This window comes from Proteiniphilum sp. (assembly GCF_034927365.1).
GTDB lineage: Bacteria > Bacteroidota > Bacteroidia > Bacteroidales > Dysgonomonadaceae > Proteiniphilum.
In genome coordinates this window covers 81,662-95,248 of record NZ_JAYFQD010000009.1, presented here as the reverse complement: position 1 = coordinate 95,248, position 13,587 = coordinate 81,662, and the positions used below count along the sequence as shown (strand labels likewise).

Sequence of the window (13,587 nt, the reverse complement as noted above, 5' to 3'; positions counted from 1 at the left end):
GTGATGATTTTTACATAAATAACGACACGAACAAGTCTATCATTTTGATACCTATAAAAGGCAGGAGAACTCCTCCCAGTCCGTAAATAAGCAGGTTTCTGCGCAACAGGGCGCTGGCTCCGACAGGCTTATAAGCCACACCACGCAATGCCAGTGGGATAAGCATCGGGATGATAAGGGCGTTGAAGATCACAGCCGACAATACCGCACTCTGCGGGGAATGCAACTGCATGATATTCAACCCGTGCATCGCGGGAATGGCCGTGATAAACAGTGCGGGGATCAGCGCAAAATATTTGGCGATGTCATTGGCGATGCTAAAGGTGGTCAGCGTACCGCGGGTCATCAAAAGCTGCTTGCCGATTTCCACCACCTCGATCAGTTTGGTGGGGTCATTATCCAAATCGACCATGTTGCCGGCCTCTTTGGCAGCCTGCGTACCGCTATTCATTGCCACGCCCACATCTGCCTGCGCCAATGCCGGGGCATCATTGGTACCGTCCCCCATCATCGCGACAAGATGACCGTTCAACTGTTCCTGACGGATATACAGCATCTTATCTTCGGGTTTGGCTTCGGCGATATAATCGTCCACTCCGGACTTGTATGCGATATGCCTTGCCGTCAACGGATTATCACCGGTCACCATGACCGTCTTTATACCCATCTTGCGAAGCCGCTCGAAACGCTCCCTTATACCCGGCTTGATGATATCCTGAAGTTCGATGATACCCATCACCTGTTCATTTAGCGCCACGACCAACGGGGTACCTCCTTTGCCTGAAATTTCGGATACTTCACCGACCACGGCTAAAGGGAAAATATTGCCGGCATCTTCCACTATTTTTTCAATGGAGTCTGCAGCGCCTTTCCGGATACATTGACCCTGATAATCGATACCCGACAGGCGGGTTTCGGCAGAGAAGGGAATAAAAGTAGCGTCCTCCAGATTGAAATCGTCTTTATTGACATTTGCCAGTTCGATGATGGACCTACCTTCGGGCGTAGTGTCGGAGAGGGAACTGAGTACGGCCGTATAGATGAACTCTTCTTTTGCTATGCCGGGGGCGGGAATAAAATGAGTCGCTCTGCGGTTACCGATGGTGATTGTGCCAGTCTTATCAAGCAACAGCACATCGATATCACCCGCTGTCTCTACCGCTTTCCCGCTTTTGGCAATTACATTGGCACGCAGTGCCCTGTCCATCCCCGCAATGCCGATAGCACTCAGCAACCCACCGATGGTAGTGGGGATAAGACATACAAAAAGCGAAACCAAGGCGACAATACTAACCGGCGTCCGGGCAAAATCGCTGAAAGGCTTCAGGGTAATGACTACGATGATAAATACCAGCGTAAAGCCTGCCAGAAGAATAGTCAACGATATCTCATTGGGGGTTTTCTGGCGGGCGGCACCTTCCACAAGTGCGATCATCTTATCCAGAAAACTCTCACCCGGTTGTGTCGTCACTTTTACCTTGATGGAATCGGACAAGACCCTGGTTCCTCCGATTACCGAACTTCTGTCGCCCCCGGCCTCCCGGATGACGGGCGCACTTTCACCGGTGATGGCGCTTTCGTCAATCGTCGCCATCCCTTCTATGATCTCTCCGTCCGCAGGAATGGTATCGTCCGCCTCGCAGATGAATATGTCATTTTTCCGGAGTTCTGATGATGTCACCACTGTATATTTCCCGTTCCCGGAGATCTTTTTGGCGGGTGTCTCTTCCCTTGTCCTGCGTAATATATTAGCTTGTGCTTTTCCCCGTGTTTCGGCGATGGCCTCCGCAAAATTGGCGAACAACAGGGTCGCCAACAGGAAGAAAGTGATCCACAGGTTATATCCGAGGCAGCCTTGCCCTGCTGTTTGTGGCATGATAGCAATCCAGATGCATACAACGGCCATGACGACAGTACCCACCCATACACAAAATATCACGGGATTACGAAACATATATTTGGGCCGGAGTTTTATAAACGACTCCCTGAGAGCCTGCTTTACTAAGAGCGGTTCAAAGAGCTTATCTGATATGTTTTCTCTTTTTGTCATTTTTGTATGGAATAAAAAATTAATGGATTATTGTAAAATATTCGGCGATAGGGCCTAATGAAAGCGCAGGAAAGAATGACAAGGCAGTCACGATGAAGATAACAGCAAAGACCAATATCCCGAAGGTGGGATTGTCTGTTTTGAGCGTTCCCACACTGTCCGGGATATGTTTCTTCGCACTCAGGCATCCGGCAATAGCTACCGAGCCGATAATGGGGATAAATCTTGAGAGCAGCAACACCAATCCGGTACTCAAATTCCACCACGGCGTATTATCGGCCAGTCCTTCCAACCCGCTACCATTATTGGACGAGGCGGAGGTAAATTCATAGAGTATCTCGCTGAACCCATGGAACCCCGACGTATCCAATCCATTTGACGCCAAGGTCGGCATCCCCACCGAAAGCGCCGTACCTGTCAGGATAAGGAGCGGATGAATCAGTGCGACGATCATCGCAATCTTTATTTCCTTTGCTTCCACCTTTTTCCCTAAAAATTCAGGTGTCCTGCCGACCATCAACCCGCTGATAAAGACCGCCAGGATAATAAAGACAAAGAAATTCAGTATCCCCACTCCTACTCCTCCATAAAAGCTGTTGGTCATCATTGCCAAAAGCATATTCATCATGCTTAGCGGCATATAACTCCCGTGCATGGAGTTCACCGAACCCGTGGAAATGGCCGTGGTAGCGATACTCCAATAGGCGGACGTCGCAGAACCGAAGCGGACTTCCTTTCCTTCCATATTCCCTTGTGATACATCCGCTCCCATCGCTTCAACATGGGGATTACCCCCTATTTCCGTCACGATTGTGGGCATAACCAACAGCAGAAATCCTACGGTCATCACGCCCCAGATCATCAGGCTCAGTTTTTTCTTCTTCAGGAAGAAACCAAGTGCAAAAACCATCGCGAAAGGAATGATCGTTTGTGAAACCAATTGGAGCATATTCGTCAGGTAAGTAGTATTTTCAAAGGGATGCGCAGAGTTGGCGCCGAAAAATCCCCCACCATTGGTCCCCAGGTGCTTGATCGGCACAAAGGCGGCTACGGGCCCTGTAGACACCGATACCGTATCGCCTTGCAAAGTGGTCATCAATTGTTTTCCTTCGAATGTCATCGGCGTTCCGCTGAATAACAGGATAATCCCGACCATTACCGAGATGGGAAAAAGTACGCGCGTTACCGACTTCACCAGGAAGGCATAGTAATTCCCCTGGGTATGGTGGCTCCCCTGTCGCAATGCATGGAACAGTGTCGCGGCGGCAGCCATTCCGGTAGCCGCAGAAACAAATTGAAGGAATATCAGATAAATCTGTCCGAGATAACTTACACCTGTCTCGCCTGCATAGTGCTGCAAATTTGCATTCACCACAAAAGAAATCGCGGTGTTGAACGACAGCGAGAGCGATTGATCAGGGTTGTTATCGGGGTTGAGCGGTAGCCAGCTCTGGTTGGTCAAAATGAAAATTCCCAATGCAAACCAGACAAGGTTGATGACAAGCATAATCCTTATTTGCTCCTTCCAGTGCTGTTCCCTACCGGCGTCAACCCCACCCAACCGGAAGAGCATTCTTTCCACGGGACTCATTACTGCGTCGAGTAACGTCTTCTCGTTCGCATATACCTTTGCCAGATATTTGCCCAAAGGTATCCCTATGAGCAACGACAATAAAAATGTCGTTAACGGACCTAACACATCTGTATCCATTGCTTAAAATTTTTCGGGGTTGAAAAGCACATAGCACATATAAATAAAAAGCCCTATGCCGATGAATAATAACAGTATCATATCATTTCAAAAAATAAGCGGCCGCATGAGGTAACGTGGGATAAGTCAAGCCTGCCAAAGTGAATAAAATAGTCTGCATTTTTTTATATTTAAATGTTTGCAGATTATAAGCGAATGGCATGCCATGAAGGGGGTTCCGGTATATCGTTTAGATTATCAATACAATGAAATAGATGCCGCACATGAGGGCAATAAAAAAACCTATCAAAATGATAGGTTCCTTCTCAAAATGAGACAGGCATAGTAAACCGTTCTTCTCAAAAATATGATCACGGACATCCCAAAAATCGGGTTATCACCATCCTCTCAACTATTCTTTGAGTTTATATTCTTCGATCTTGCGGTAAAGGGTGGCGATGCCAATGCCGAGCAATCGGGCCGCTTCCGCTTTATTGCCGCCGACATGGCGCAATACTTTCTGGATATGTGATTTTTCGACGGATGCTATCGAGAATCCCGGGGTGGACAACGGTGTTGGCGATGAAGAAGAGGTATATTGCTGGATTTCAAAAGGGAGATCCTCCAACTGCAGCATATCCGAATCCATTAAGATAACGCTTCGTTCAATCACATTGCGTAATTCGCGTATATTTCCCGGCCATGAATAATCAACCAGTGCTTTTAGCGCCTGATCAGAGACAGAGATTTCTCTCCCTCCGGAAGATTTTGACAAGAAATAATCTATAAACAAGGGAATATCCTCCCTGCGTTCTCTCAAGGGAGAGAGTTGAATCTGAAAAACAGAAATACGGTAATAGAGGTCTTCGCGGAAATTGCCTTCCCTGATCTCCTGTTGCAGGTCGCGGTTAGTCGCCGCAATAATACGGATATCCACTTTGGTCGGTTTGGTCTCACCGATCTTGATAAATTCACCGGCTTCCAATGCACGTAGTATCTTAGGCTGGAGCTCCAACGGCATTTCTCCGATCTCATCGAGAAACAAGGTTCCGTGATCGGCTTCCTCCATCAATCCTTTCTGGTCTTTGGACGCTCCGGTAAATGCTCCGACCCGGTGACCGAACAACTCTCCCTCGAGGAGTTCCTTACTGAATGCGGCACAGTTGAGGGCGACAAAACTCTTCCCGGCACGATCACTCATACTATGGATAGCCTTGGCGAAAACCTCTTTGCCCGTCCCGGTTTCCCCAGTAAGCAAAACGGAGGTGGATGTGCCGGCAACCTTTTCCGCCCACAAGAGACTCTGCCTGATCACCTTCGATTTCCCGATGACAGAATCTGCTCCACCCGCTTTTAAAAACTTCTTCGTTATCGATTTTTTCCGGTTTTTATCTACCTTTTCAATGGCCTGGTGCAGTAAAGGAATAATCTTATTGTTATCATCTCCCTTGATGATATAATCGAAAGCACCGTTTTTCATCGCCTGCACACCATCGGGAATATTGCCATAGGCCGTGAGCAAAATGACTTCTATATGGGGATACTTTTCTTTAATCAGCCTGGTAAGATCCACACCATTGCCGTCGGGCATCTTCACATCACACAGCACCACGTCAATTTCCGGAGTCTGTTCAAGGGCACGCAGCGCCGATTTGCAGTTATCCGCCTGCACTACCTGGAAATTCTCCACCGTGAGTATCCGCGACAAAAGTGTCCGGAGTTTAACTTCATCGTCAACAATAAGAATATTATTCATCGCCGGTTCGTCAATAGTTGACTATTTATTTAAAAATAGATGCGAATTTTTTCTACAACACAAATTTACATCTAAAAATGATTTTTCGATCATGTTGTTGCAAAATTCAAAAAGTTGTACTACTTTTGCACCTCAAATTCGGGAAGATTATTCTCATTTTTTGTTGGCGAGATAGCTCAGTTGGTTAGAGCGCATGATTCATAATCATGAGGTCGGGGGATCATGCCCCCCTCTCGCTACAATATGAAATATTAATAATTAAGGTGGTTGAGAGATTCTTAGCCGCCCTTTTTTCTTTTATCAAAAGAGTATTAACTTTGTAGTTGCAGTTGATAACTTTTAAAAATTAGGTTGTTTCAATGTTGAAAGAAGAGCGTCATAAAATCATTATGAAGGAGATTAATCTCCACCATAAAGTCTTGTCTGTCGATTTAAGTTCCATGCTGAATGTCTCCGAAGATACTATCAGAAGGGATTTAAAAGAATTATCAGAGGAAGACAGGATTATAAAGGTTCATGGAGGTGCAATTAGCAAATCTTTTGTAAGGCCATTCGTTGCCGATAATAATATCTATGCACACGAGGAAAAGAAAAAAATTGCAAAGAAAGCTCTTTCTTTATTACAGAACGATATGACATTGCTTTTTGAAGGTGGAACCACTATTCTTGAATTGGCCAATCAATTACCCTCCAAAATAAATCTCACCATATTTACCGTGAGTCCCCAAGTCGCTATTACCTTGTCGAATTTTGAAAACATAAAAGTATATACAATTGGCGGTAACTTGAGTAAAAATGCAAATATACATACAGGAGCCAGTGTCATTAATGATATTTCCGATATAAAATATGATATTTGCTTTATGGGTGTAAGCGCCATTTCTATTGAAAAAGGAATTACAGATATGGACTGGGAAACGGTGCAGGTTAATAAGGCGATGATAAAAGCATCCAGCCAAACGGTACTGTTGGCAATTTCCGAAAAATTAAATATTTCGAAAAAATATAAAGTAGCTGACTTGGATGACATCTCTCACCTCATTACAGAACTGGATCCGGAAGACAAACGGCTATCTCCCTACAACAAGAAAATCACTATCATTTGAATTATCCTATATTTCCATCGTCTCAACCTTTCCTGTTTCCCGATAATACCATATTTTCATCTTAATAAATCTCTATTAAGATGAAAATACCATGTAAAAATACCAGTTTCTCAAAGATATCTTATTTTTATTTTCTATTATTCCAATAACCAAATAGTTATTCTTTGTTAAATATATACATATATTTCAACTTCCTTTTGCATCCTTATTATTTTAATGCATATATTTGCATGTATTTATATTTTAAATACGCAAAAATACGCAAAACAATAATTTAGTGATTGAAAAATCTAGGAAAATACTTACATATTATATATTAATGGTTGATAATTAAAATTGTTGCAAGATATGAGTAAGACGGACCCGTAGAAAAATCCTATTTTTTTAACGATATAATAACAGAATGCCTATGGAAATAGATGAAAAGAAAAAATCGGACAATGCCGTCACATTGCCCGATTACATGAAAAATTAATTTACAAACTATCAAATTAAAAAAGTAAACTAAAATTCATTACAAATGTATGAAAGAAGTAATTAAATCTAACCTCGTTGTACTTAAAAAATGCAACGGAATGCAAAGAATAGTATCGATTTCTATTCTTTTAGCATTCTCCGTCTGCTTTTTTACAGTTACCGGAGGAACTGCCCCCACGCCAGAAGAAAGTTCTTTTACGGCGGTAAATGTAAGTGCCCGTCATAATATTGATGATGTGGAGCAGCAGCAAGTGACTGTTTCGGGAAGGGTTGTCGACCAGGATGGTTTTCCCATGCCCGGTGTTCAGGTAGCGATAAAAGAAAGGAGAGGCGTTGGCGTTGTGACCGACATAGATGGGAAATATACCCTCAAATGTGGTTCAGAAGAAACACTGGTCTATTCCTTTATCGGTTATATAACGAAAGAAGAGAAAGCCATTGAGGCTAATAATGTAACTATCACCCTGCAGGAGGATGTGGTATCATTAGAGGAAGTTCAGGTAGTCGCTTTTGGTAAACAGAAGAAAGAGAGTGTGGTAAGCTCTATCACCACCATCAGTCCCAAAGAACTTAAAGTACCCTCGAGCAATATGACCACTGCTTTTGCGGGACGATTGGCCGGTGTGATTGCCTACCAACGGTCGGGAGAACCGGGTTTAGACAATGCCGAGTTCTTTATCCGCGGCATCACCTCTTTCAGTTCTTCCGGAAAGAGAAATCCCCTTATCCTGATCGACGGTGTTGAAATGAACGCAACCGATCTTGCCAAGTTGAATCCGGATGACATAGCATCCTTCTCGGTAATGAAAGATGCCAATTCTGCCGCCCTCTATGGTGCACGGGGTGCAAACGGTGTAATCCTGGTGACCTCCAAAGAGGGTACTCCTGAACAGATGAGTATCAATGTAAGGGGTGAACTTTCCAGTTCTGCCAATTCCAATCTGGTGGAACTGGCCGATCCTGTTACCTATATGAAATTACACAATGAGGCGAGGATCACCCGGCAAGGGAAACTCGACTACGTATATTCACCCGAAAAAATCTACAATACCGAGCGGGGTATCGACCCGCTTCGCTATCCATCAGTCAATTGGTACGATTATTTAGTCAAGGACCGTACCTTTAACCAAAGGGTGAATGTCAACATTTCCGGCGGTGGAAAAATGGTACAATACTATATTGCCGGTAATATGCAACACGATACCGGGATATTGAAAGAAGTACCCGAAAATACCGTCAGCAGCAATATTGACATAAAGAGATTCCAGTTGCGTTCGAACGTCACCATCAAGCTGACTCCCCGTACCAAAGGGATGGTACGGTTTTACGGCACGTTTGACGATTCGCATGGACCACAACAGAGCGGAGAAGAAGTATTCAATCTGGCGAGAAATGCAACATCTGTCCGATTCCTGCCTACCTATCCCAAAGATGAAGCCAATCTTCACACTAATCACCTGCTATTCGGTACGGCGCTACATACACCGCCAAACGGTTATTTCATCAATCCTTTGGCTCAAATTGTCAGCGGTTATAAAGAGTCGAAAAAATCAATGATGCTTACCCAGATGGAGGTTGATCACAACTTTGACAATGCATTGAAAGGTTTGTTCATGAAAGGTTTAATGAACCTGAAACGTGAGTCGTATTATGACCTGAGACGTTCTTACAAACCCTTCTATTATGAACCCGTCACCACGCTGGATGGTTCCTATCGATTGAGGAATTTTAATCCGACCGAGGGTTCTGAATATTTGTCTTATGAATTTGGACAGAAGTCAGTAATCGCCAGCTTGTATGGTGAGTTCCGTGCCGGCTATAACAGGGTATTTGCCGAGAAACACGACATGAATATTCTGTTGGTATCCTCTTTTCAGGAGATTACCAATACCGAAGCAACATCTATACAGCAGTCTCTTCCCCAGCGGAATATATCAACCGCAGGACGGTTTGCCTACGGTTATGATTCACGTTATTTCGCGGAATTCAATTTCGGCTATAACGGGAGCGAACGTTTCGCCAAGAACTATCGTTTCGGTTTCTTTCCCTCTGTCGGTGCCGGATGGGTTATTTCCAACGAATCATTTATGGAACCCTACAGGAAAACGATCAGCAACCTCAAGTTAAAAGCAACCTATGGTTTGGTGGGGAATGATGAGATCGGCTCCTTGAGTGACCGTTTCTTTTATATGTCACAGGTCAACATGTCGGATTCTGGTTATGGATACACCTTTGGTACCGATTTGGGAACCACGAAGCCGGGTATATCCATTTCCCGATACGCTAATCCGTTGGTTACATGGGAAGTCTCCAAGAAAATGAATCTCGGTTTTGAATTGGGGTTATTCAATGATTTGTCTATCCTGTTCGACTATTTCACCGAGCGGCGTGAGAATATCCTGCAAACCAGGCAGAATGTACCCAGCAGTATGGGATTGGCCACCATACCACAATCGAATCTCGGTGTAGCAAAAGGTAAAGGTTTTGAGACCGAAATTAAATATCAGAAGTCATTTAACAAAGATTTATGGTTGGTGATGAACGGAAACTTCACCTATGCAGTCAGCAGATATGTAAAGGTTGAGGAACCCAATTATTCCGACGTACCATGGAGGTCAAAGGTGGGTCGTAAACTCGGTCAACTGGAAGGATTAATTGCTGAACGCTTGTTTATCGATGAAGAAGAGGTAAGAAACTCTCCTATACAAAATTTCGGTGATGCCAGAGGCACTATGGCCGGAGACATCAAGTACATGGATATCAATAACGACGGCATAATTGACAGTAACGACATTGTACCCATCGGTTACTCGGTAACCCCAGAAATTATATATGGAGCAGGATTTTCAACGGGATATCGTAATTTTGATCTCTCCGCCTTCTTCCAGGGATCAGCCCGATCCTCATTCATGATTGATGTCAGTAATATCACACCTTTCATCAATACCGGTCAACGAGCGTTGTTGAAGTATATTGCCGACGACCATTGGTCGGAAAACAACCGGAGCCTTCATCCTTTCTGGCCTCGGTTATCTGAAGAGGTGATATCGAACAATACACGTAACAGCACCTATTGGTTACAGGATGGCTCTTTCCTGCGGCTTAAAACTGCCGAATTGGGCTATACACTACCGCAAAGTATCACGAAAAAGTTCAGAGTCAACACTTTTCGCCTCTATCTGAGTGGTAGTAACCTGTTAGTATGGTCGAAATTCAAACTTTGGGATGTTGAAATGGCCGGTAATGGATTAGGTTACCCGGTACAAAGGGTATATAATCTTGGAGTAAATATCATCTTTTAGATATAAATAATATGAAGAACTCTATCTTAAAAACTGTATATATTGTCGTTTTATCAGCCTTTATCACTGGCTGTGCCGATTATCTGGACGTTGTACCCAACGACGTACCCCGGATCGAACATGCATTTTCGAATCGGGAGACCACCGAAAGGTTTCTCTATTCCTGTTATTCGTTTCTGCCCAATCCTATCCACATGTGGAATTATCCAGCTATTTTTAACTCTCTCGATGAGTTCGATGTCTCTGAGTATTACAAAACAACATTTCAGACTACTGCTCCGGGAAAAATCAGTTTTGGTGGTCAGAATAGTGATAACCCCTTTCAGAATTACTGGTCGGGAGGCAATGGTGGAACAAATCTGTTTTTGGCTATCCGGCAATGCAATATCTTTCTTGAAGAAATCCACAAGCCTCGCGATATCGAAGAATCGGAGAGGAATAGATGGATCGCCGAAGTGAAATTCCTGAAAGCCTATTATCACTATTTCCTGTTGCAGTTATACGGCCCGATCCCGTTGATCAAGGAAAATTTACCCTTGTCAGCTCCTCCCGAAGACACTTGGCTATTCCGTGAACCGGTAGATGAATGTGTGGATTATATCGTGGAACTGCTCGATGAAGCATCTCCGCAACTTCCTATGGTGATTGATAATCCAATCGAAGAGGATGGCCGGATCACGAGGCCTATTGCCATGGCAGTCAAGGCGAAAGTATTGACACTATCCGCCAGTCCGTTATTCAATGGGAATACCGATTATTCCAACTGGATAGATACAAGAAACAAACAGTTGATATCCTCCACCTATAGCAAGGAGAAATGGATCAGGGCGGCTGATGCCCTCAAAGCGGCTATTGACACCTGCCATAATGCAGGATTTGAACTCTATCGCTACGACAAGATGTCTTCACCCAACTCCAGTGCGATGAACGACAGCATCGTGAAGCTGATGCATGTAAGAAAAGGTGTGACCGAGAGATGGAACAAAGGTGTTGTATGGACAGATACCCGATATATCGGCGATCTGCAAAGACTTGCTTTACCCATCATGAAACCCATAGATATTGGTAAAATAACACCCCGGTTTTATGCATCATTCGATATGGTAGAACTATTTTATACCAACAAAGGAATTCCTATTACGGAAGATCCCAATTGGAATTATGATACCCGTTATCAATTGCGCGTTTCCACTCCTGAAGCGGGAAATACCAGTTATATTCCTGTAAATGAAAGAACAGTTGCCCTTCACTTCGACAGGGAACCCCGTTTCTATGCAAACTTAGGGTTCGACCGTGGCTATTTCGAATTGTCAACCCTGACCCAAGATAGGGGTAAAACTTTCACTCCGTTTTTAATGTCCCGGTTGGGAGATGTATCCAATTATGAAAACCCAGCCTCCTACTATATCAAGAAACTGATCGCTTATGAATCCAACGCCAATGTAAACGGAGGATATGTGATGAACCCCTACCTTATGCCCATGATCAGGCTGGCTGATCTCTATCTGCTTTACAGCGAGGCGTTGAATGAGGTGAAGGATGCTCCCGATGCAGAGGTGCATAAATGGATCGATCAGGTAAGAGCCATTACCGGCCTGAAGGGAGTTGCCGATGCCTGGAAAGAATCCCTTTATCCTAACCGCCCCTTCGAAAAGGAAGAGATGCGCAAAATTATCCAACAGGAACGGTTGATAGAACTGGCTTTTGAAGGACAGCGTTTTTGGGATGTACGCCGGTGGAAACGGATCAATGAGTTCTGGACACTCTCCGGCAGGAATTGGAATAATGATGGACGAAGCCCGGAGGATTACTATCAGGTTATCCAGACACGGGAACCGCGTAAGATCTCTGTTAAGGATTATCTCTGGCCGATCAGGCAAAGTGATCTGAGAATAAACAGGAACCTGGTACAAACCTGGGGATGGTAGATTATAAATGCAATCACAATTCAATATTATTTACTGCTATGAATCATCTGAAGAAAATATACCTGCTGTTGCCGTTATTTTTTATTATTATATTGGCATGTGAAGGGGAAAAAAACAAGATTTATGAGAAACCTACGGCTATCACTGATTATGAAGTGACTCCGATTAACGGGGGAGCCATCATAAGCTATGCTGTGCCCAAAGACCCCAATATCATGTGTGTAACGGCTGAATACGATAGAAACGGTGAACATTTTGCCGAACGTTCTTCCTATTTTAAAAATTCAATACGGATTGAAGGTTTCAGAACCTCCGATCCGGTCACGGTAAAGCTCTATACAGAAAATGAAAATGAGGATCGTTCCGAAGCGATCACAGTACAATTCACCCCTTTGAAAGGTTTAGTCGATGTCACGAAAGAAACAATCAACTTTATCACTACTTTCGGAGGCATTGTATTAAATTGGGAAAATTTATCGAATACAGAGTTGAATATCCGTCTGTTGGCATTCATTGATGGAGAACTGCAAAGCGATGAGATATATTTCTCTTCATTCGCGAAAGACAAGCGTTCTTACCGCGGATTTGAAGCCGTAGAAACTACTTTTGCCGTACTCATAGGCGACAAATGGAAAAATATCTCAGACACCATATTTTATACCACCACCCCTCTTTTTGAGATGGAGGTTCCCAAACCGTGGGGAGATATGAGGGCTTATGTCAAAGGAGATAATCTCACAGAGTTACAGGCTTCCCACGCATTCCCCAAATTTTATGACGGTCAGATTGGTGGAGGTAGTTATGGTTATCTGAACCAGGCTGGTTCTGCGGGAAATTCTTTCACGTTCGATATGAAAGAGGTTTTTAAACTGAGCCGTTTTAAATTCTGGCCCAGCCTTAGAGCCGGTGCCATAGGCGATGTCTATCGTAATGTGAATATTACTGAGTTTGAGATGTGGGGGTCTCCTATATTGGATCAAACCAAACCCGATAGCTATTGGGCAAATAATGAAGACCCCTCTGGCACTTTCAAGGAAGACTGGGTCTATATCGGTTATTTTGCAAGAGAAAGGCTCGACCTGATGGGGGCCAGCGATACCGAGATCTGGCAAAGAGGAGCAGTAGATGGTGATGAGTTCGAACTCCCTATTGATTTGAGTCCTGTTCGTTACATCCGTTTCTTTGCCCGTGCTACGGCAGATGGAAAACCTGTACCTAACAACTACTGGCAGTTGGGAGAGTTAAGCTTTTGGGGAACTAATGAAATTGAATAATTGA

Annotated in this window: 8 protein-coding genes and 1 tRNA gene; 5 read left to right on the top strand and 4 right to left on the bottom strand. The window is 44.1% G+C overall.

Translation table 11 applies throughout. The annotated features are described in order from the left end of the window. Positions 1 to 10 precede the first annotated feature (10 nt). The 4 genes from kdpB to VB073_RS06570 all read right to left on the bottom strand — a co-directional run bounded on the left by kdpB (position 11) and on the right by VB073_RS06570 (position 5,496). Entirely contained in the window at positions 11 to 2,050 is a 2,040-nt protein-coding gene (gene kdpB, locus VB073_RS06580; RefSeq protein ID WP_323403359.1) for a potassium-transporting ATPase subunit KdpB, read from the bottom strand. Positions 2,051 to 2,069: 19 nt separating this feature from the next. Beyond that, positions 2,070 to 3,761, bottom strand: coding sequence for a potassium-transporting ATPase subunit KdpA (kdpA, locus tag VB073_RS06575; protein WP_323403358.1), 1,692 nt, complete (start codon positions 3,759 to 3,761; stop codon positions 2,070 to 2,072). A 3-nt stretch (positions 3,762 to 3,764) separates the two neighbouring features. Beyond that, positions 3,765 to 3,842: a K(+)-transporting ATPase subunit F gene (gene kdpF / locus VB073_RS17430; RefSeq protein ID WP_416349512.1), complete on the bottom strand. Its 78-nt coding sequence runs from the start codon at positions 3,840 to 3,842 to the stop codon at positions 3,765 to 3,767. Positions 3,843 to 4,152: 310 nt separating this feature from the next. Then, positions 4,153 to 5,496: a sigma-54 dependent transcriptional regulator gene (locus tag VB073_RS06570; RefSeq protein ID WP_323403357.1), complete on the bottom strand. Its 1,344-nt coding sequence runs from the start codon at positions 5,494 to 5,496 to the stop codon at positions 4,153 to 4,155. Positions 5,497 to 5,661: 165 nt separating this feature from the next. Between VB073_RS06570 and VB073_RS06565 the strand changes: the two genes are divergently transcribed. From VB073_RS06565 to VB073_RS06545, 5 genes are all read left to right on the top strand, one after another. Continuing rightward, positions 5,662 to 5,735: transfer RNA gene (locus VB073_RS06565), tRNA-Met, on the top strand. 120 nt (positions 5,736 to 5,855) lie between these two features. Beyond that, positions 5,856 to 6,602, top strand: a complete 747-nt coding sequence (locus VB073_RS06560; RefSeq protein ID WP_323403356.1) for a DeoR/GlpR family DNA-binding transcription regulator — start codon at positions 5,856 to 5,858, stop codon at positions 6,600 to 6,602. Between the two features lie 575 nt (positions 6,603 to 7,177). Further along, positions 7,178 to 10,381, top strand: coding sequence for a TonB-dependent receptor (locus tag VB073_RS06555; RefSeq protein WP_323403355.1), 3,204 nt, complete (start codon positions 7,178 to 7,180; stop codon positions 10,379 to 10,381). A gap of 11 nt (positions 10,382 to 10,392) precedes the next feature. Continuing rightward, positions 10,393 to 12,309 (top strand): RagB/SusD family nutrient uptake outer membrane protein, encoded by a 1,917-nt coding sequence (locus VB073_RS06550; RefSeq protein ID WP_323403354.1) that lies wholly within the window; start codon positions 10,393 to 10,395, stop codon positions 12,307 to 12,309. A 38-nt stretch (positions 12,310 to 12,347) separates the two neighbouring features. Next, positions 12,348 to 13,583 carry a DUF4959 domain-containing protein gene (locus VB073_RS06545; protein ID WP_323403353.1) on the top strand — a complete coding sequence of 412 codons (1,236 nt, stop codon included), beginning with the start codon at positions 12,348 to 12,350 and terminating at the stop codon, positions 13,581 to 13,583. Positions 13,584 to 13,587 lie beyond the last annotated feature (4 nt).

Bases quoted from the DNA above. Each gene is read 5' to 3' on its own strand.
- kdpB (WP_323403359.1), bottom strand. From the start codon at position 2,050: ATGACAAAAAGAGAAAACATATCAGATAAGCTCTTTGAACCGCTCTTA.
- kdpA (WP_323403358.1), bottom strand. From the start codon at position 3,761: ATGGATACAGATGTGTTAGGTCCGTTAACGACATTTTTATTGTCGTTG.
- kdpF (WP_416349512.1), bottom strand. From the start codon at position 3,842: ATGATACTGTTATTATTCATCGGCATAGGGCTTTTTATTTATATGTGC.
- VB073_RS06570 (WP_323403357.1), bottom strand. From the start codon at position 5,496: ATGAATAATATTCTTATTGTTGACGATGAAGTTAAACTCCGGACACTT.
- VB073_RS06560 (WP_323403356.1), top strand. From the start codon at position 5,856: ATGTTGAAAGAAGAGCGTCATAAAATCATTATGAAGGAGATTAATCTC.
- VB073_RS06555 (WP_323403355.1), top strand. From the start codon at position 7,178: ATGCAAAGAATAGTATCGATTTCTATTCTTTTAGCATTCTCCGTCTGC.
- VB073_RS06550 (WP_323403354.1), top strand. From the start codon at position 10,393: ATGAAGAACTCTATCTTAAAAACTGTATATATTGTCGTTTTATCAGCC.
- VB073_RS06545 (WP_323403353.1), top strand. From the start codon at position 12,348: ATGAATCATCTGAAGAAAATATACCTGCTGTTGCCGTTATTTTTTATT.